General features: G+C 35.2%; 17 protein-coding genes. 4 read left to right on the top strand and 13 right to left on the bottom strand.

Annotated elements, in window-relative coordinates; all coding sequences use genetic code 11:
- The first annotated feature begins 77 nt into the window (after window positions 1-77).
- Window positions 78-2,156, top strand: a complete 2,079-nt coding sequence (locus AAGD99_RS01125; RefSeq protein ID WP_341822353.1) for an acetyl-CoA carboxylase biotin carboxylase subunit — start codon at window positions 78-80, stop codon at window positions 2,154-2,156.
- Here the strand turns inward: AAGD99_RS01125 and AAGD99_RS01120 are convergent.
- Genes AAGD99_RS01120 through AAGD99_RS01095 form a run of 6 tightly spaced genes read right to left on the bottom strand, consistent with a single transcriptional unit; the run spans window position 2,139 to window position 6,712 of the window.
- Window positions 2,139-3,137, bottom strand: a complete 999-nt coding sequence (locus tag AAGD99_RS01120; RefSeq protein ID WP_341823187.1) for a COX15/CtaA family protein — start codon at window positions 3,135-3,137, stop codon at window positions 2,139-2,141. The two genes, AAGD99_RS01125 and AAGD99_RS01120, sit on opposite strands and share 18 nt — an antisense overlap.
- Window positions 3,119-4,717: a glycosyltransferase family 2 protein gene (locus AAGD99_RS01115; protein ID WP_341823186.1), complete on the bottom strand. Its 1,599-nt coding sequence runs from the start codon at window positions 4,715-4,717 to the stop codon at window positions 3,119-3,121. The genes AAGD99_RS01120 and AAGD99_RS01115 overlap by 19 nt, the downstream gene beginning before the upstream one ends.
- Window positions 4,718-4,731: 14 nt before the next feature.
- Window positions 4,732-5,208, bottom strand: coding sequence for a hypothetical protein (locus tag AAGD99_RS01110; protein ID WP_064125097.1), 477 nt, complete (start codon window positions 5,206-5,208; stop codon window positions 4,732-4,734).
- 8 nt (window positions 5,209-5,216) lie between these two features.
- Window positions 5,217-5,696, bottom strand: coding sequence for a hypothetical protein (locus AAGD99_RS01105; RefSeq protein ID WP_264736175.1), 480 nt, complete (start codon window positions 5,694-5,696; stop codon window positions 5,217-5,219).
- A 3-nt stretch (window positions 5,697-5,699) separates the two neighbouring features.
- On the bottom strand, window positions 5,700-5,927 hold the full coding sequence (locus AAGD99_RS01100; protein WP_250294934.1) for a F0F1 ATP synthase subunit C: 228 nt from the start codon (window positions 5,925-5,927) through the stop codon (window positions 5,700-5,702).
- Between the two features lie 59 nt (window positions 5,928-5,986).
- Complete coding sequence (locus AAGD99_RS01095; protein WP_253309466.1) at window positions 5,987-6,712, bottom strand: F0F1 ATP synthase subunit A; 726 nt, start codon at window positions 6,710-6,712, stop codon at window positions 5,987-5,989.
- 230 nt (window positions 6,713-6,942) lie between these two features.
- Here AAGD99_RS01095 and AAGD99_RS01090 point away from each other — a divergent pair, with 230 nt between their 5' ends.
- Window positions 6,943-7,230, top strand: a complete 288-nt coding sequence (locus AAGD99_RS01090; RefSeq protein WP_253309467.1) for a hypothetical protein — start codon at window positions 6,943-6,945, stop codon at window positions 7,228-7,230.
- Window positions 7,231-7,350: 120 nt separating this feature from the next.
- The gene (gene pheT / locus AAGD99_RS01085; protein ID WP_341822352.1) at window positions 7,351-9,747 is read left to right on the top strand and encodes a phenylalanine--tRNA ligase subunit beta; all 2,397 of its coding nucleotides are present in this window, start codon (window positions 7,351-7,353) and stop codon (window positions 9,745-9,747) included.
- Here pheT and AAGD99_RS01080 read toward each other — a convergent pair.
- From AAGD99_RS01080 to hemJ, 4 genes are all read right to left on the bottom strand, one after another.
- Window positions 9,744-12,437 carry a hypothetical protein gene (locus AAGD99_RS01080; protein ID WP_341822351.1) on the bottom strand — a complete coding sequence of 898 codons (2,694 nt, stop codon included), beginning with the start codon at window positions 12,435-12,437 and terminating at the stop codon, window positions 9,744-9,746. The two genes, pheT and AAGD99_RS01080, sit on opposite strands and share 4 nt — an antisense overlap.
- Window positions 12,438-12,505: 68 nt before the next feature.
- The gene (ileS, locus tag AAGD99_RS01075; protein WP_341823185.1) at window positions 12,506-15,892 is read right to left on the bottom strand and encodes an isoleucine--tRNA ligase; all 3,387 of its coding nucleotides are present in this window, start codon (window positions 15,890-15,892) and stop codon (window positions 12,506-12,508) included.
- A gap of 297 nt (window positions 15,893-16,189) precedes the next feature.
- The gene (gene miaB / locus AAGD99_RS01070) at window positions 16,190-17,548 is read right to left on the bottom strand and encodes a tRNA (N6-isopentenyl adenosine(37)-C2)-methylthiotransferase MiaB (RefSeq protein WP_341822350.1); all 1,359 of its coding nucleotides are present in this window, start codon (window positions 17,546-17,548) and stop codon (window positions 16,190-16,192) included.
- A gap of 269 nt (window positions 17,549-17,817) precedes the next feature.
- Window positions 17,818-18,246 (bottom strand): protoporphyrinogen oxidase HemJ, encoded by a 429-nt coding sequence (hemJ, locus tag AAGD99_RS01065; RefSeq protein ID WP_341822349.1) that lies wholly within the window; start codon window positions 18,244-18,246, stop codon window positions 17,818-17,820.
- Window positions 18,247-18,311: 65 nt separating this feature from the next.
- On the opposite strand from hemJ, the gene pdhA reads away from it, so the two are divergent.
- Window positions 18,312-19,292 (top strand): pyruvate dehydrogenase (acetyl-transferring) E1 component subunit alpha, encoded by a 981-nt coding sequence (gene pdhA / locus AAGD99_RS01060; RefSeq protein WP_264736170.1) that lies wholly within the window; start codon window positions 18,312-18,314, stop codon window positions 19,290-19,292.
- Between the two features lie 87 nt (window positions 19,293-19,379).
- On the opposite strand, the gene AAGD99_RS01055 is transcribed toward pdhA, so the two are convergent.
- The 3 genes from AAGD99_RS01055 to AAGD99_RS01045 all read right to left on the bottom strand — a co-directional run bounded on the left by AAGD99_RS01055 (window position 19,380) and on the right by AAGD99_RS01045 (window position 21,136).
- Window positions 19,380-19,505, bottom strand: coding sequence for a hypothetical protein (locus AAGD99_RS01055; protein WP_265016525.1), 126 nt, complete (start codon window positions 19,503-19,505; stop codon window positions 19,380-19,382).
- Window positions 19,506-20,077: 572 nt separating this feature from the next.
- The gene (gene ccmA, locus AAGD99_RS01050) at window positions 20,078-20,701 is read right to left on the bottom strand and encodes a heme ABC exporter ATP-binding protein CcmA (RefSeq protein WP_264328441.1); all 624 of its coding nucleotides are present in this window, start codon (window positions 20,699-20,701) and stop codon (window positions 20,078-20,080) included.
- A 3-nt stretch (window positions 20,702-20,704) separates the two neighbouring features.
- A complete protein-coding gene (locus tag AAGD99_RS01045; RefSeq protein WP_253309472.1) occupies window positions 20,705-21,136 on the bottom strand; it encodes a hypothetical protein in 432 nt (143 codons plus the stop codon).
- Between the last annotated feature and the right edge of the window lie 10 nt (window positions 21,137-21,146).

The following is a 21,146-nucleotide window of genomic DNA, read 5'->3' as shown; positions in this document are numbered from 1 at the left end:
AGCTAGAAATTACTTGCAGGCAATTATATAGGAATGTACTTTCTTAAGAGTGATTCTTAAGAAAGTATATTTATACGATGACAGAAAAGAAGTACAGTAAGATTTTAATAGCAAACAGAGGGGAGATTGCCTGCAGAATTATCAGAACTGCCCATAAGATGGGTATGTCTTGTGTATGCGTATATTCGGATGCGGATATAAATTCTGTGCATGTAAGGCAAGCAGATGAGTCGAGGTATATTGGCCCTTCGCCTTCTTGCCTTAGTTACTTAAACATCGAAAAAATATGCGAGGTAGCAGTCGAAACAGGTGCGCAGGCAGTTCATCCTGGTTATGGGTTTTTAGCGGAAAATCCAGATTTTCCACGTGCTCTGCAAAAACACAACATAGATTTCATCGGGCCAAGTGCAAAAACAATAGAAGTTACAGCCAATAAAATAACGGCAAAAGAAGAGGCAAGAAAGGCTGGAGTAAATGTAGTACCAGGATATATGGGCAAGATTAAAGATGTCGCTCATGCAGCCATCGTTGCTGAAGAAATTGGCTTTCCGGTTATGCTTAAAGCTGCATCAGGCGGTGGTGGCAAAGGAATGCGAATTGTAAATTCCAAAAAAGAAATTGAACTAGCGTTCACATCAGCAACAAATGAAGCAGAGAAAAGTTTTAAGGATGGCAGTATCTTTATAGAGAAATATATAGAACTACCAAGACATATTGAAATACAAATCATAGCAGATAAATATGGCAATATAGTGTGTCTTGGAGAAAGAGAATGCTCGATACAAAGGAATAACCAGAAAATAATGGAAGAAACGCCAAGTCCATTTATTAGTGAAGAAGTAAGACAAAAAATGTATGTCCAATGTGTTTCTCTGGCAAAGCAAGTTGGCTATTTTTCAGCAGGCACTGTTGAGTTTGTTGTAGATAAAGACCAAAACTTCTATTTTCTTGAGGTAAATACGAGATTGCAAGTTGAGCATCCAGTAACAGAATTTATAACTGGAATAGACATAGTAGAAGAAATGATTAGAACTTCCTGTGGAGAGAAATTGAGATTCAATCAGGATGATATTAAACTTACTGGTTCTGCAATAGAAAGTAGAATTTGCGCTGAAGACCCATCGAAGAAATTTTTCCCTTCCAGCGGAAGAATAAAATATTACGATAAACCGGATGAAAATGATTATGTAAGAATAGATGATGGAGTTGCTGCAGGTTCAGAAATTAGCACGTTCTATGACTCAATGATTGCAAAAGTTATAACATATGGAAAAGATAGAGTAGAAGCGATCAGTAGAATGCAAAAAGCATTGTCTGAATGCTATATAGAAGGAGTAACAAATAATATAGAATTTCTAGAATCCATCTTCCATCACCCAAATTTTATTGCAGCAAAGCTCCATACGAGATTCATTCCAGACCATTACCCTAGTGGGTTTCACGGCGATTTTGTTACAGAGGAGTATATTAAAATATTTATTTTCACTGCGTTATATGTTCATTTGGAAAATGAAGAAAGGTACCATCATAAAGCAGTGAATGAAACACCTCAGGTATCATTCCAGTGCGTGACACTGGAATCTAGTAAAAAAGAAGGGGCACCAGTATCAGCTACTCGGATGGCAGGTGACCGTGCAAGAGATTTATTCATAGTGAATATAAATGATAATGAGTACTCCGTAAGTGCAAGATATCAAGATAATATATTAACAACAGTATATAACCACAATACATACTCTGTAGTAGGCAAGTGGAAATCAAGTCATAAGTTACTATATATTACAATTAATGATGATGCTGATATAACATTTAAAGTAGAAAAACAAGGCAGCAAATACTTCATAAGACATGCAGGCATGAAAGCTGAGTGTTGTATATTTAAGCCTCATGTAGCTGAATTAAGTAGGTTAATGCTAAATAATGAAACAGAAGGGATTTCAGCAGATGCTGTAAAATCCCCAATATCTGGCTTATTAGTTAAGTTGCACGTAAATATAGGAGATCAGGTGGAAATAGGACAACCTTTATTTGTGGTGGAGGCAATGAAAATGGAAAATATCATATGTGCTGAAGCAGCAATGGTGATAAAAAATATTCTCGTTCAAGAAGGAAAAAATGTGCAGATTGGTGATGTAGTATTAGCTCTGCTTTCTTAAATAACACAAGAAGTATAAACTTGACCCAAACAAGATAAATGAAAACACTTGATGAGCTATGGCAATGGCTATTGGTATATGCAATAATAGAGTAATTATACCTAAAATGATCTGAATGATAACGGAGAGCAGCATAATATATACCGGTTTTACGCTAGCATTTTTTACTGTGAGTATTACTACCAAAGCTAGTATTAGCAATGCCAGTGCTCGATGTATAAATTGCACTGTCGCTCTGTTCTCAAAGATATTCAGCCATATAGGGTGTAAGAAAAATAAATCTTCTGGAACGATTTGTCCGTCCATTAGTGGAAAGGTATTGTAAATCAAACCAGCATTTAATCCCGCAACAAACGCACCGAAAATTATTTGTATTACAATTAGGGCCAAAATCATCCCTGTGTAGTATATAGTGTCACTACTAATCTTAAGTTTAGTTTGCTTTGGCCTGATTTGGTAATCAAAAAATTGATATGACAATAATGCAAAGACAATTAATGCTAATAATAAGTGAAGTGCAAGCCTATAGTGGCTAACATGAGGTTCAGTTACTAAACCACTTTTAACCATATACCAACCAGCAAAAGCTTGTAAAGCTCCAAATAATAATGCCATAAATAGCCTTATTACTACCTTTTTAGATATTTTTCTTCTTAATGTAAAATATATAAATGGCAGGACAAAAACTAAACCTGTTAGTCTTGCAACCAATCTGTGTACATATTCTATTAAGTATATAGCCTGAAATTCCTCCATACTCATACCATAGTTGAATGCTTTATACTCAGGTGTAGTTTCATATTTTAATTTTTCTTGTAGCCAATCTTGTCCACTCAGTGGTGGCAATGTTCCAGTGATGGGTTTCCACTCCGTGATTGACAATCCTGCTTTTGAAAGTCTGGTAAATCCACCAATCCCCACCATGAGAATTACCATAATACAGCAGAGAAAAAGCCAAATAGCTACAGGTTTTGATTCCATAAACCATGCTGAGTTTTGTTCCATCGCTCAGGGTAAAGAATAAATTCCCATAAGGCAAGAAAAGCTGCAACACTATGTAGCAGACTATAGACCGGAAAAAATATCGATACTATATAAAAATAAAAAGGCATCTTTTGCTGTTTGACAGCTATTACCAAAAGAATCAGGTTAGTAACATATACCACTACAAAGTAGTACAAAAATAATTCATTTAAAACTTTAGTTAATATCAATGAAAGCAGTAAAAATGGAGTAGTAAAAAATATAAAAGCTGCAGAGCCAACAAAAAGATTCAATAGCAAAATTCCCTTAAATCCAGTGTGTTTATAAAGAGACTTTATATTTTTTAAATGAACAATATAAGTTTGCATATAGCCTTTGATCCAGCGCGCTCTTTGCTTAATCCAAGCAAATACAGCAATTGGTGACTCTTCCAATGTTTCTGAGTCAATCATCCTGGTTTTATATCCCATTTGCGCAAGTCTCAAACCGAGGTCAGCATCTTCGGTAACACTATAAGCATCCCAGAAAAACAATTTTTTTAGAATTTTTACTGAAAAATGATTACTGCTACCACCCAAAGGCATTGGCATGTTTATTTTTTGGAATCCAGGCAATAAGTATTGAAACCAGTTCATATACTCCAGAGAAAAGGATTTTGTGAGAAAATTATAATCACAATTATAGTAATTTAATTTCGCCTGTACACAGGCAAGCTTATCGTCGCCCTTATTAAATTCAATCAGTGCTTTTTTTAACTGCAATGGGTCTGGTTTATCGTCCGCATCATATATTACTGCATACTTTCCTCTAGCAAAGCTCATAGCATAATTGCATGACTTGGCTTTTGTTCTAGGCAAAGAATGAGGCACTTTTATTACTTCAAAATACTGTGGTAAAGTGTACTTTTCTATAGCTGCTAGCGTTTCCTGGTCATCACTTTCTACCTGAAGCTTCACATCTAATTTCGATTTTGGATAATCCAAACTTTCAATGCTTTCGATCAATTGCTCTATCACTGCACTTTCTTTAAAAGCAGGCAATAAAATAGTATATATAGGAAAATCTTCTTCATTCAGCTTACTATAATCCACTTTTTGGTTGGAGGTTTCACATAAGTTAAAAATTGTAGCTATAAACTTGAATAAATAACTAGAACATCCGATTATAAATATCAACATCAAAGCAAAATATGTATATTTCTCTGTTAGTGTTAAAATTGAAGTTACAACAAAGAAAGAAGCAAAAAATATTGAGCTTAGTTTAATGCTTTTAGCTGAAAAATTAGCATTCTTGTAATATAAGTAGTTGCTTGCAAATTCTGAAATACCAAAGTGCGAGTTAAGAAGATTTAAAATCTGTTCGCTATCCACTTTTATTAATACATAGTCAATACCGTAATGAGCTTCGACCCAACGGTTGATATCTCGGCTTGTGTCTTCAACCATAAAAAAAGTAGTATCATTTAATTTTTGCCAAGGAATTATATTAAATTTATAGTAAAAAAGTTTCTCTTGCTCTTTGCATAAACTAGAATCAAACTTAATTTTTTCTACATTATCAGCTTGAAGTATAGGCAATTGTTGCATTAAACCTAATGCAATTTTTTATTTAAGTCACGTGAAAATGAAGATATGACCTCGCTACTACGCTTATCATCTTTACGTTCATGCATTATTTTTTTTACAGCATCAGCAGCTATATTCGCTGTGTTAGCCTGTAAGTCTCCAAGAGCTTTTTCAACTTGGTCAGTGACTTTCTTCAAGTTAGAATGGGCATTGTCATCTAATGTCTGATCTAGCTGCTGTCTATTGTGCTTAATGATACTATTAGCTTTATCAAGTGCTTCATTCATCATTTTATTAACTTCTGCATCTAATTCTTTGTATTTTTCAGAAGATTTTTTGTAATACTCCAACATATCTTTCCTGAATTTTTCAGTTTCTTCACTTGAAAATTTGCTTTTGTTACGCTTATTGTTAAGCGCATTTTTTATCACTTTCTTTAGCAATTTATACGAAAGGACAAAACTTACCAAGAAGGCAAGACCGATAATCAGTGATGTAGACATAAAAACCCCTAAAATTCTTTGGACACCAAGTCAGCAACAAACTCCTCTTCAATTTCAGAATTGGTCAATTTAGTATAATAAATTAAAGCAATACTAGTAGCCATTTGTTTTAACTGATCAGTATATTCAGATTTAAATTCTGCCACTTTTTCTTCAATAAGCTTGCTCTTTTTTTTGTCTTCCTCTTCTAATATATTCTTAACATTAGCTCTCATTTCTTCTACCTGAGCAAGTGCATCATCTATGATCCTTTTTGCCTGTATTCTAGCTTGGTTTAAAGCGGCATTATACTTGGCAATCTGCTCTTCCGTGAGTCTTAAAAGATGAACAGAACTATTAAAAGAATCCAATACTTTTTTACTTCTAGTGCTTATTATTTCATCTAACTTTGGTAAAAATAAACAACTTACTACGAAAAAAAGTGAAGAGAAAAAAATTAAAAACCAAAAAACTTGAGAAAAGAAGTTTGAAACATCAAGCTGTGGCATGTGTTAAGCAACAAATATTAATAATACTGCAAGTAAAAACGCAAGCAATCCCATTATTTCAACCATAGCAGCACCAATATAAACGTAAGTTTTCATTTTACCTTCCGATTCAGGATTCCTCGCAATCCCATTCAGCATAGCAGAAAAGATATTAGCTATACCTAAACCAGCACCGAGCATTCCAAACGCAACTAAACCAATTGCTATAAATTTTAAAGCTACTAAATCCATATATTACCTTTAAACATTTCTTTATAATATAATTGTAAAATATTCTGCAAGGAAGTCAATTACTTTACTGCATCTGACAAATATACACATGTTAATATAGTAAATATATAAGCTTGTAAAACTGCAACAAATACTTCAAACCCTATCAATGCAATTATGAACAAAAACGGCGCAGGAGTGAGAAATATGTTCATATTTACAATAAACCCTGCTATCACTTTGATAATTGTATGACCCGCAATCATATTTGCTGCAAGCCTTATTGATAGGCTAATCGGCCTTACTAAATAAGCAAACAACTTAATAATAATTATTATAGGTGCAAGCCACGAAGGAGTTCCTTTTGGTAGCAATATGCGTAAAAATTCTACTCCCCTTTCTTTAAATCCAACAATCGTTATATAAATAAAAACCACCATCGATAAAGCGAAGGTGACTATCACATGACTTGTGACCGTGAAACTATAAGGAAGAACACCAACCAAATTACATGATAAAATGAAAATAAACACTGTAAATATCAATGGAATGTGCTGCAAGCCTTTGCTTCCAGTGTTACTTTCTATTATTGAAACAACAAAATCATATACATATTCAACTGCAGCTTGCAAATATCCTGGTATTACTGACCCCTTCTTTATTCCAAAAAGCAAAAAGAGTATCACCAATATCACCGAAATCATCATGAAAAGAGATGAATTGGTAAAGCTTACGTCATACCCAAATAACCTAGGTAACTCTATTATTGTATATACTTTAAACTGTTCCAGTGGATTTAATGCCATTTTAATCTGAACTATAAACAGTAAATAAAGTATGAATTTTATAGGACAAAGTCAAGAATTAAGATAAAGCCCTGTATCATTATAACATTGATACATTAACAAAATATGTAATTAGAGTGTTAATTACAGTCAGCTCTGTATTTTAAAACTTACTAATCTTATTAAATAATTCAATATCTTGACTTAACATCTTATTTTAATTATAATTTAATTTTTAGTGAGGTATTATTATGAACGAAATAGATTTTATTAACACTAATCATCCTTTAAATTTAGAGCAGGAATTTGGTAGTGGATACATTAAACTAACAGATGGCTCCTTTAACGAATATACTGGCCATTATCAAATGGGAAGCGAAATACTAGATAAAAGCCATAATATGATAGGAAACTTAACTATTGATGGTTACATTCATAACTTCCATGAAGATAACCACAATATGAATCTTAAGCTCTCTATGGAGATAGATTTAAAAGGTGATATCGAGAAGATAAATTCTCTCTACAATAATATATAAAATTACAAAAACTTCTGCATCCTTGTTTATGATGTAGAAGTTACCTTTTATTCCATTACAACAAGCTTTAAAAGCACTACATTTTATATTACAATAACTCTTTTATTTCTTTAAAGGTTCATGAAATTCACATTATCTTGGTTATTAGAACACTTAGAAACCAATGCTAGTTTAGAAGAAATTACCGATAAATTAACTCACATAGGGTTAGAAGTAGAAGATGTGATCGACAATACCAAATTAGCTGGTTTTATTGTTGCAAAAGTATTAGAAGTTGCACCTCATCCAAATGCCGATAAATTAAAATTATGTAAAGTAGATGACAGAAGTAAAACTCTACAAATAGTTTGCGGAGCAAACAATGTTAGAGAAGGTATGAAAACTGTGCTTGCATCTCTTGGTAGCACATTGCCAGAAAGTGATTTCACAATCAAGCCTACAAAAATACGAGGAGTGCTAAGTGAAGGGATGCTCTGCTCTGCTTCTGAACTTGCGCTGGTTCAAGAGGAAAGTGAAGGAATAATCGAGCTTTCCGATGATTATAAAGTAGGGGATAAATTTTTCAATTGTGACCCTGTAATTGATATAAATGTTACTCCAAACCGTGGAGATTGCTTAGGCATTTATGGAATAGCTCGCGACCTTGCTGCAACTGGAATTGGGACATTAAAGACTTTAAGCATTCCACAACTTACCAGCTCCATAAATTCACCAATCGATGTTGAAGTGACTGACGGAGAAAGTTTTATTAGTGGAATATACATCGCCAATGTAAAAAATCAAGAAAGCCCAAAGTGGCTAAAAGATAAATTGGAATCGATAGGAATGCGCTCCATTTCTACAATAGTTGACATTACTAACTATATTATGATATCTTTTAATCGTCCAATGCATGCGTTTGATGCAAACAAAGTAGATGGCAAACTTACAATAAGAAAAGCAAATGATGGAGAAAGCTTCTTTGCTTTAAATGGTAAGGAATATTTACTGGACAATAATATAAACATTTATTCTGATAGTAAAAATATTCATGGAGTTGCTGGAATTATAGGTGGAAAGTGCAGTGAATGTACTCTTGAAACCACCAATATTTTTTTGGAATTAGCTTTGCTCGATCCAATCTCTATCACTAAATCTTCAAGACAGCTCAGCATCTCCACAGACGCTAGTTACAGATTTGCACGTTCAATCGATCCTGGATTTACCCTCGATGGACTCAATCTTGCAGCCAAAATGATTTTGGATTTATGTGGTGGAGAAGTCTCAAGCGTAGTGTCTGCCGGTAATCTAGATAAAGAATACACCTCTGTCATCCAAGTAGCTGACACTGGGATCCAGAAAAAACCATGCCGGAATGATGCTAAGATAAGCCTTGATTACCAAGATATAAACAAGTTTGGAAGTGTATCTGTATCACCTGATGAGACGTTCGATATCTTAACGAAACTAGGGTTTAGTATTGATAAAAAAACCGAAGGCAATTGGAATGTACAAGTACCAAGCTGGAGACCGGACGTGACTATACCTGCTGACCTAATTGAAGAAGTAACAAGAATATACGGCTATGACAAAATAAAAGAAGAACCACTACCAAATAATGTTGAAGAAGTAGATAGTACATACGACAATTTGCGTATTTTGATGACAAACAGAGGGTTTCATGAAGTGCTAACCTGGTCATTTATGAGTGAATCAACAGCTGAAAAATTTGGTTACTCGAATAAGTTATTTATCATCGATAATCCGTTTAACAATAACTTTAATATGATGAGACCAAGTATTATGCTAAATTTATTGCAAGTCACTGCTGATAATATTGCCCATGGAGTATCTGATCTTGCAATCTTCGAAATTGGGCCGATTTACGATGGTGAAGCTCAGTCTAAACATGTCTTAAGTGGAATAAGAACAGGAAATAATTTACCGCGAAACCATTATAATATTGATAGGAAAGTAGATGTTTTTGACGCAAAGGCTGATTGCATAGCAGCTTTGGAGTTTTTTAACGTCAATTGCGATAATTTAACGATAGAGAGAGCAGAAAAAGAATATTATCATCCAGGAAAGTCAGGCACCTTATCTTTTAGAAGTAAAATAGTTGGTTATTTTGGGGAATTGCATCCTAATATATTAGATCTTTTTGACATCAAGCAAAAAGTTGTAGGTTTTGAGGTAATACTAGAAAATATTGAAAATTTACCTGTAAGTAGAAAGAAATTTATCGATTATAAATACCAAAGTGTAAAACGTGATTTTGCATTTATTGTAAATAAGGATGTGGAAGTAGGTAACATAATCAATGTGGTAAAAAAAAGCTCAGAGCTCATCACAGAAGTTTTAGTATTTGACGTATACCATGGAAACAATATAGAACCGAATAAGATGTCTATAGCATTGTCAGTTACTTTCTGCTCTCCAATCCACACTTTAACTGAAAAAGAGATCCAAAAAGAATCAAGTGCTATAGTCAATTTGGTATATGAAAATACCGGAGGAACTTTGAGAACTCATCATTAAGCCGCAATCATAGTGTTCTGCTTTTGCTGTGTCACACTTACTTCATCCAATCTATTCCCAATCTTGAATTCAACATCCTTAAAAAATCTATTCCACATTCCACGCAAATGCTCTTCTACTTTAGGCCATACATCATTTTTAAATATCTCTCCATCATCAGAAAATAAATTACCTAAAAAAGTTCCGATTTCTTCATAACTTGACTGAAAATGTTGAAGAAATGTCTCTACTTCCTTATGAGTATCATGTGCTACACTTAACGCTTTTCCTTCTGTGCTCCTATCCCCATACATTGCAACGGCAAGACCTGTTTTAATATATCCCAAGCCTGTCTGAATAGCTTTTATAGGTTGCAGCCATGAACTCTTATCGCTTTTTGGTACATTATTTACTATATTTTCCACCAACCTATTTATTAAAGGAGACAATAAATCTTGACAAAAGTGTTTGATATTATTCTTTATTTTAACTACAGGACCTTTCATGCGTTTTTCTGCTAAAAAGTATTCTAGTTCTGCTTTTTCTAATAACTCCTTGATTTCTTTTTCATCAAAAATTTCTTGCTTGAGCACCTCCAACAACTCATCTTCTATTATTGCAAATTTTATTTTTTCGCGAGATTCCAGTTCTTCTCTATAATCATTTTTTGTTTCTTCATTTATCAATAATCCTTTTTCTTCTAATTCTAACTGTTTTAATGCTTTTAGGATTTCTTGGTTATTTTGCAAGTGCTTCTCTATTAATTTTGTACTTGGATGCTTCTCCCCCCTTCTATTTTGCTCATCTTCTAAATATTTGTTTAAATCCTCATTTCCTTCTATTACTTTTCTTAACGATATAGGTTGCTTTAAGCATTCTGCAATTTCCGCTCGGTGCGCATTAATCCTCTGCACTAAATTCGGCTCCTTTTCCTCTAACAGCTTACATGAGTCCTCTATACCCTTTGCTTGGCCTTTGAATAAATTTTGTATTTTACATTTCGTTATTTCTAAATATATCTTTGCTATAAAGTCATTTACTTTATCTGAAGCTTCTTTTAAACTTTTCTTGCTAAAAGGACCTTTTATCTCCTCTTCTAAACTTCGAAACTGGTCTATTAAGCTTAGCGTGCCTAATAGGCCTAACTCACCCTTTGCTTTTTTCATTACTGATTTTACTAGCCTTTGCTCAACCTCCTGATTATCATACTCGAATTTAAAAAGACCTTCTAATTTCCTTTTTAAATCATCATTTGTTAAGTTATTTTTTCCCTCATCATATACTGCTTTTAATTTTTCATATATCTTAGTATATCTTTCTTGTCCTTGTTTTTTTAAATCTTCAATTATTTTTTTAGCATCATTTAGAGCTTTCTCTGTTTTTCCAAGATCTGTATCCTTATAAACATCAATTATTGTTTTCTTAGCTATTTTATCTTCTTGTATAAGCCGTTCCCATTCTGCTTTAAATACAGAAAGCTCACTATCGCCTAAGGCATCTGGCACTTTTGCTCCTGCTTCTTTTAGACCTTTTATTATCATCTCTTTCTCATTTGGTAATTCTTTACCTTGGCTTTCTAGTTTCTGTTTCACTAAAGTATTTCTTAGCTCATCTTCCAGTGAAAAATCTTCTCCCCGTCTATCTCGCTGAAATTTAATTGCTTGTATAAAAGCAACTCGATAAGCATTTTGTATTAAGTAATTCACCAGTTTAGAATCTACACTATCCACCACTTTCAGTCTGAATTCGTCCAACAATTCCTTCAGCTTATCATATGTAATATCTTTTCCTTCTAGCTTCATTAGCTCTTCCATAGTCTTTGCGAATTCCTGAATCGAAATTGCAAGCACATTCTTGATCTCATTACGTAAAGGCCTAAGGCCGTTTTTTAAATTGATATTAGCTGATAATTTCAGTATGGTATTATGTTCTGAATCACGTGCAACATTAAACCAACTACCATCTTTATCTTCATATAAATCTCTAAGTAATTGTTCAAATTGCGGTGGAAACTTAACTTCCATATCCCACTTAATGTCTGACTTACCAGCATCTATTTCACGAAAAGACACTTCAATATTCTGGTATTCATTCTGATATAACCCATTACTTATTTTTAGAGCAGCAACCAAAGAATGAGATAACTTTCTGTTTGTAAGATAAAAAGTAGCTAAGGCGAGTGTTGCAGGAATAATTAAGGCTATAAGCACAGCTATATCAACAAGAATTGCAATTGCAGCAAAAACGCTATATGCCAATCTTTTTGCTGTACTTACCTCACTCTTTTTTGTTTTACTTTCCTCTGAACTGGTTTGTGTTTTACTGTTTGTTTTATATATAACTAACCCCAATGCAACAGAAGCAACATAAGGAAACATTAAAACTGATAGAGCTGAATTTAATACTTTCTTCTCCAGGCAAGCTCTGTTTATTTCCTTAAATATTTCGCTTGATATATTATACCAGGAAGTAAAAAAATCGGAGCCGTAACCTTTATAATGAAATATACTTAGTGGAATGCTAAAATCAGCACCTATTTTTTTTAAATTACTAACAGATTCTTGCTCTTCCAAAGTAGCAACAGGTCCTTCCTGTTTTTCTGAAGTAGCAAAAGATTCTCTTTGTAAATTAGGTTGTCCATTTAATGCATCTAAATCACCACTATTGTTATTTAAGTCAACAACTTCCTCACAACCTACAACAGCATTCATACCATAACCTTATCCAATTACCTTAAGTATAGCATAAATACTGACAATCTTGCAACTTTATTAAAAATCTAACGCTCAATGCTAACATTTAAATCCTGATATTCCTTAGAATAAAAGTTAGTTCCAATTTCTGTATTAATGTCCAAAGATAAGGCAAGGGTCTGCTCTTTTATATATTCAATCCACGTATTTATTGCTTCCTTAATTTTCTCATCTTCTGTTTTGATTATTACTCTGATTCTATCGGACATATGAAAATCAGCTTGTTTCCTAGTTTCCTGAATGAGCCTCACTACATCTCTTGCAAGCCCTTCTAGAATCAATTCATCATTTAAAGTAGTGTTTAGGATAACAACCCCTTTGTTGTTATCAAATACAGAGGAGAATTCACTGTTTGCTTTTAATAATAGTTCATATTCGCCTTTTTCTATGATATAATTTTCTGACTCATCCCCCAAAAATATGAGACCTCTTTCTGTCATTCCAGCGCGTGACGCTGGAATCTGCGTCTGGATCCCAGTGTCAGCTACTCGGATGACACCGGATTCAACTTGTTTCCACTTTCCTTGTTTAACATATTGAACCAGTGTCTTAATCTTCTCCGGAATTCTTTTTCCAAGCACAGGGAAGTTGAGTTTTAACTCTAGTGATGCAATATCTTCAAGTCTGTTTACTAACTTCAGTTTTTTTACATTTACCTCATCTTTTATCATCTCTTGGTACTCATTTGAGTTTTCAGCACACTGGATCCCAGTGTCACGCACTGGGATGACAGAAAACGGCTCACCTTCAAGAAAACCGCAGGAAGACTTATGATAAATCGTCATACTACTAAGTGGCTGTCTGATACGTATATTAAAAGTGTTTCTAATAGAGAGTGCAGAGTTACATATCTCTCTCACTAGATCCATTTTGGCAATGAGCTGACTATCAAACTTCTCTAATTGTGGGAAATCAGCCAAATGAACAGATGTTTCTTCATACTTAAGCCCTTGCCATATATTCTCTGTTATAAGTGGCAACAAAGGGGCTGCAGCTCTTAGCATGTAATAAAAAACCGTATATAGAACATTATAAGCATCAGTTTTATCCTGATCCAAATCACTTTTCCAAAAACGCTCGCGACTGCGACGAATATACCAATTATTTAGCACTTCAAAAAAGTTCATCAAAATTTTGCAAGCCTCTTGGGAGTTATAGCTGTTCATAGAAGTTTGGATACTTTCTACAGCTTCAAAACATTTGGAAATCATGTAGCGATCAATAGTACTTTGATAATCCTTACAAACTTCAGCTTTAATTCCATCTGCATTTGCATACATGGTAAAAAAGTGATAACTGTTCCAAATAGGTTTTATTACGTTTTTCAGAACATCTCGTATTGAGTTTCCTTTTTTATCCAGTAGCAAATTACCACCACAAACAATAGATCCAGAAAGCATAAGAAAACGCAGTGCATCAGAACCGTATCTATCAAAAACCTCCATTGGATCTGCATAGTTATTCAAACGCTTGGACAATTTTTGCCCTTTTACATCCAAAACAACACCGTGGCATATGCAGTTCTTAAATGGTTCCCTATCAAACAAAGCAGTGGACAATACAAAGAGCGTATAAAACCACCCCCTGGTTTGCGCTATGTATTCAGTGATAAAATCTGCAGTTTCAAACCACTCCTTATTTTCAAACGGATAGTGGACTTGCGCAAATGGCATCGAGCCAGATTCAAACCAGCAGTCAAATACGTCAGGCACACGACGCATAACTGATTTTCCTGTTGGATCATCAGGATTTGGCCTCGTTAAAGTATCGATAAATGGTCTGTGCAAATCATCTACTTTAACATTAAAATCTCGCTCTAGTTCTTCTATCGAACCATATACATCCACTCTTGGATATCTTGTATCATCTGATTGCCACACAGGAATCGGAGTACCCCAGAATCGATTGCGTGAAATTGACCAGTCGTGTGCCCCTTCAAGCCATTTTCCAAATTGACCATCTCTAATGTGGTTTGGTATCCAATTAACTCTCTTATTTAGCTCTACCATTCTGCTTTTGAATTTTGTAACGGCAACATACCAAGAAGGCATAGTGCGATAGATCAAAGGAGTGTCAGTTCTCCAGCAGTGTGGATAATTGTGAATATATTGTTCAGTTTTGAACCAGTTTCCTTGTTCTTTCAATTTTTTTATTACTGTATCATTGGTATCAAAAACATGAACCCCTGCCAAATCTGAAACTTCAGCAGTAAATTTTCCACTGTTATCAATTGGACAAATAACTGGAATATCATGGCTTTGGCAAAGGTAAAAATCTTCCTCACCAAATCCAGGAGCAGTGTGTACAACGCCAGTACCATCTTCTCCTGTAACATAATCAGCAACAAAAACACGGAATGCATTCTTTGTATCTTTAAAGTAATCAAACAGCGGCTTATAGGAAAGGCCTGCAAGATCATTCGCTTTAAGTTTTATATTGCAGTTTTCATATGGAATATTGTTTTGTTCAGAGTGGCTGATAAATTTTTCTAGGTAGCTTTCAGCGAAAATATAAATTTCACTGTTCACTGAACTCCTTTCATTAACTTCTGTCATCCCAGTGCTTCGACACTGGGATCTAGAAATAGATTCCAGCGTCACGCGCTGGAATGACACCAAAGAGTGGACTGACACTGCACAATACTTGATGTCCTTTCCTATCGCCAATGCCAGATTGCTAGGAAGAGTCCAAGGAGTTGTAGTCCAAGCAAGTAATTTACATTTTTGTTTAACACTTTTAAACTGCTGTGGGTTTTCTAAAAGCTCAAATGCAACAGTTACAGCTTTGCTAGTCTTTTCTCTATACGCGTTATCAAGCCTTGTTTCAAAATTGGATAATGGAGTTTCGCACGCCCAGCTATATGGAACAACGCGTACTGATTCATACACTAGACCCTTATCATAAAGCTGTTTAAATGCCCACATGACCGACTCCATGAATGATTTATCCATGGTTTTATAGTCATTATGAAAATCCACCCACCTTGCCTGCCTATTGACATATTTTTCCCACTCTGATGAAAATCTCATTACAGAAGTACGACAATGGTTATTGAATTTTTCAATGCCGAATTTTTCTATCTCAGTTCTACCAGATATTCCAAGTTCTTTTTCTGCACCCATCTCAGCCGGTAATCCATGGCAATCCCAACCAAATCTACGTTCAACCCTTTTTTGAAGCATAGTTTGATATCTTGCAAATGCGTCTTTGATGAAACCAGTGAGTAAATGTCCATAATGTGGAAGTCCATTTGCAAACGGAGGCCCATCATAAAACACAAAACAATTATCCTTGGAACGTTCTCCAACTGACCGCTCAAAAACTTTATTTTCCTGCCAAAATTTTATGATTTCTTTTTCTAACGACGAAAAATCAGGACTACTTACTGTATCAGGATAATGCTTTGACTTCATGTTCATTTTGACCGGATAAAGCCAAAGAATATAGGGCTTTCTAGAAAATTACAAATGCAAAAAGAAACAAACTTATTCCTGCACCCCACACCCTATAGCTAACACAATCCCACGTCATACCGCGATTCATTCGCGGTATCTCAGCTTAACCGTCATATCGTCACGGTATCTCTAGATCCCGCTAACAAGTAGCGGGATGACGGTTGTCGGTAAGCCTAAATTACTTTAGCTATAGTTGATAAACTTGAAATAAACTACGTGAAGTACTTCTATCTTGTTCTATAGGGGTACTTTCTCTCAATCAAAATAATTCTCTGACGGATGTCCAACAGAGCTATCCTGCACCCCACGCCCCAACAAACTGTTCTGCCGAGCTTCCAACACTTTCACGTTTACTATTTTGTCCCTGTATTTACCTTCAGGATCATCAATGCACACTGATTGCATATATGGGCTTTTACCAATAATTTGGTTTTGGTGTTTGCCTTTTTTATCACTGAACAAAGCAGGTATAGTTTTGCCTACCATACTCTGGTTAAACTCAAGTTGTTGCTTACTAATTAATTTCTGTAAACGAAGAAGGCGTTCTGTTTTAACCTCTTCTGGTACTTGATCTTTTCTTTCTGCTCCTGGTGTACCTGGTCTTGGGCTATATTTAAAGCTATAAGCCTGAGCATATCTAATTTTTTCTACTAATTTTACAGTTTCTTCAAAATCTTTTTCGGTTTCTCCAGGAAAACCAACAATAAAATCAGAAGAAAATTCGATTTCAGGTTTCAATTTGCGAAATCTGTCTATTATTTCCAAATACTCCTCTGCAGTGTGCTTTCTGTTCATCGCGTGCAATATTTTATTCGAACCTGACTGCACAGGCAGGTGAATAAATGGCATGAGTTTTGGCTCTTCCGCATGTGCCAAGTAGAGAGATTCATGCATATCTCTTGGATGAGAAGTTGTATAACGAATCCTCTCTAGCTTTTCAATTTTAGCAATATGACTAACTAATTTGCCTAAATCCCACACTTCCCCTTCGCATTTCCCATGGTAAGCATTGACGTTCTGACCAAGCAAATTGATTTCCTTCGCCCCATTTGCAACTAATTTCAATGCTTCACGAAATATTTCATTCACTGGCCGTGAATACTCAGCTCCACGAGTATATGGTACTACACAAAACGTACAAAATTTATCACAACCTTCTTGTATGGCAAGAAACGCAGAAGACCCCTGGCTATTGCCATAGCATTCATCTGGCAATTTATCAAACTTTGCAACTTCAGGAAAATCAGTGTTTATTACATGACCTTTACTTCTGCTTGCTTTGACTATCAGCTCCGGTAAGGTAGCGATACTCTGCGGACCAACAACAATATCAACAAAAGGAGCCCTTCTGAATACTTCTTCTCCCTCTGCTTGCGCTACACATCCAGCCACCACTATAGTAATTTCTTTTCGTGACGAATGAATCTTCCCGAGCTCAGAATAAAGCTTTTCTGCTGCCTTCTCTCTAATGTGACAAGTGTTCAGTATCACCAAATCAGCTTTTTCTGCATCACTAACAACGTTGAACCCCAAAGGTTTAATTATATTTTCCATTAAAACGGAGTCATAAACGTTCATCTGACAGCCGTAAGTTTTAATATATAGGCCTTTCATATTTGGTATGTCTTTTTCAAAACCCTACATACAATCACATTAAATGTCCAACAGACCAGCGCGTGACGCTAGTGAACTTGCTAGCACAATAGATTTTTATAAAATTGGATCCCAATGTCAAGCACACAGCTATTGCAACTCGACTTCACCAGTATCCCTGTAAAAATCATTGGTAAACCTCAGTAACTTTAGCTTATGTTATTTTCAAAAAAGTCAAAAATGAAAATAGAAGAGTAGCTGAGCTTTCTGCTTTTTCTGGGTAAGGTCAGTCAAAAAGGTTTTACAACAACCATAATAACTATAACTATTATCAATACTGTAACTGCTTCATTTAAAACACGAAAATAAACGTGTTTTTTTTCATTTGAACCCATTGCAAAATTTTTCCTATATTTTGCAAGTAGCATATGAATAATTAACATCAAAAGTATTGCAAATGCTTTTACATGAAACCATCCTTCACAATATGCTTCCCTAATAACCATTAATGTGATTCCAAGACCAAGTGAGAAAAGCATTGCAGGGTTTATGATATATCTAAGTAGCCTCTTTTCCATTGTTTGAAGCAAGCTATCATTTTCCGATCCCGGTTTTACAGTTGCGTGGTAGACATAAAGCCTGGGTAAATAAAGCATACCTGCCATCCACATAATGGCGGAGATAACGTGAAAAGCTTCGAGCCAGCGGTAGTAATCCATTGAGATTTATTACAAAATGTTAAAAATTTCTGATATTATTTTAGTTTAATGAAAAAGAAATCGATATGAAAGCAGAAAATTTCACTAAAGAACAGATAATTGGATTCTACAGGAAAATGCTACTCATACGCAGATTTGAAGAAAAAGCAGGACAATTATATGGAATGGGATTAATAGGTGGGTTCTGTCACCTATCAATAGGGCAAGAAGCAGTTGCAGTTGGAACTCAAGCTGCATCAAAATTAGGTGACGCTTTTATCACAAGTTATAGAGACCATGGCTTAATGCTCGCATGTAATTCTGATCCAAATGTTGTAATGGCAGAACTCACTGGCAAAGAAACAGGATGCTCGAAAGGTAAAGGTGGTTCGATGCACGTATTTGACGTTGAAAAAAAATTCTTCGGCGGACATGGAATAGTGGGGGCACAAGTTCCAATTGGCACAGGAATAGCATTTGCTAATAAATATAAGAAAAGAGACAACGTGGTATTCACATATTTTGGTGACGGTGCTGTAAATCAAGGGCAAACATATGAATCATTTAATATGGCAGCTTTATGGAAGTTACCTGTAGTTTATATTATAGAGAATAACGGATATGCAATGGGTACTTCTGTAGAAAGATCCACTTTGGTAACTGAGCTATATAAAAAAGGAGAAAGTTTTGGTATTCCTGGAAAACAAGTTGATGGAATGGATTTTTTCTCTGTTTATGCGGCTACAAGCGAAGCAGCGGAACACACACGCAGCGGAAAAGGGCCTATCCTGCTTGAAATGAAGACATATCGATATCGCGGCCATTCGATGTCAGATCCTGCTACTTATCGCTTAAAAGAAGAAGTTGAAGATATGAAGCAAAATCATGACCCTATAGGCACTTTAAAGAAATACATGATAGATAATAAAATTGCTTCAGAAGAAGAATGTAAAGTAATTGATAAGGAAGTACGTGATTTAGTAAAAAAGTCGGAAGATTTTGCCAAAAATAGTAAAGAACCAAGCGTTGATGAGTTGTATACTGATGTTTATAAATTTGTTAGCTAAGTAGGCTTCTTTTTTTTTATCCAGGTGGCAACTAACTGTACGAACATTGTATAGTAAACGATGTCATCCAAGTGCTTCCTTCTTCTGTCATCTAAGTAGCCTTCTTCTTGTCATCCGAGTAGCTGAAACTGATTCCTTTATGACGGCCCAGTGCCCTCTTCTTGTCATCCCAGTGCCCTGACTACTTGGATCCAGGAAAAAGAATGGTGTCATCCCAGTGCCCCGACACTGGGATCCAGAAAAGTTTGCTTGTAAGCAAGCAAACTAGCATAGAAAGTGGTTACAACATTTTCGATGAGATTATATGGAAAACTGGATCCCAGTGTCTGGGCACTGGGATGACAGCAGTCCTACGTCATACCGCGATTCATTCGCGGTATCTCTTAACATAGATCCCGCTAACAAGCAGCGGGATGACACCTCTCTTGGGCTCTTTTAGCTACAAACATTAAGAAATTTACCAAATAAAAAAAAAGGCAAAGAAATCCCGTGGTGCGAGTTTTGACTCTATATTACTGTAAGTGGCGCTGTAATAATGTGCTGACGCTTAGTTTAAGCGCGGTTTGGCTGAATGTAGAAAAAATTTAAAAGACATGCAGCCGCTATAATTTGATGTAATCCGCCAAAAAATACCCTAAGTTTTTTACTGAATTTTGTCATTGAACCTGCGCAGATCAAAAACAAGTTTTGAGTCATAAATACCCTTATTGTCATAATAAGGGGGCTGGCGGAGTTTGTCAAGGAAGTTTTTTCGTTTCTAACGGTTGTTAACGTGCTGCCAAAAACTATGCAAGAAGTCTATTGAAATCGCGTATATCAATCGTTGTAAAATCACACAATTGCTCTGTAGAGCTATGCCCTGTAATAATTACTATACCATTTTGCTCAGAGCGTATTGAGATTAGGTTCAGCACTAATTCACACGTTGCACTATCAAGATTACAAAATGGTTCATCTATCAGCCAAACGTTTGCATTAGAAATCAAGAGGCGAGCAAGCGCAACTCTTCTTTTCCAGCCTGCAGAAAGTTCGCCATATCTAATATTAAGTACAGATTGCAACTGCAAGCAACAAACAGCTGCCACAATCAATTCCCTAGTATTTCGTATTCCTGCCCAGAATTCTATGTTTTGGGCAACAGTTAAGCTATCTTTACAGGCATTCTTATGGCCTATATAGACCATAGAAGGTATATAGGATTTTGGATCATCATATATGTCTTTTCCGCAGTACCTTATATTGCCTGATACCGGCGGTAAAAGTCCAGATAAACTTCTAATTAAGCTGGTTTTACCACTACCATTTGGACCAGTGATTAGAATCTTTGATTTTGGCTCAGCTTTAAAACTGAGATGTTTAAATAATACTTTGTTATTACGAGCGCAGGATAAATTTTCACATTCGAGCATGAATTATCTGCCCTTCCCCTTATGTTTACCTTGAGTTGAAGCCTGAGCTTTTACAAACAGCTCCCAAAATCCTTTCTTTCCGCCTTCTCTATGTATCAATTGTGCAAAACGCTGCATTAAACCATTACCCATCATAACCATCTTTGTCCATTTACCTACCGGTTTTGCTATGTCAACTATTTCTAGATCTTCTTTATAAACCTGTATATCTTTTTGCTTTTCGCGTAGCATTTCCTGTTGTTTCATCAACTCTTTTTGCTTATTTTTTTGATATAATTCGTTGAATTTTCTGTCTTCTTCCCACTCTTCTTTAAAAACTTTTCTAGGAAATATGATTTTTCTAATGCGATTTTTGTATATTTTTCTCAAAAAGAGAAATACTGCAGCTACAGCAAGTAATGTTACGCTATATAATATGATCTGTGTAAGTGGCATTTCCTGTATC

This window comes from Wolbachia endosymbiont (group A) of Clivina fossor, from assembly GCF_964026865.1.
GTDB lineage: Bacteria > Pseudomonadota > Alphaproteobacteria > Rickettsiales > Anaplasmataceae > Wolbachia.
The sequence above is the reverse complement of the archived record's forward strand: the minus strand, read 5'-3'. Positions and strand labels throughout refer to the sequence as shown.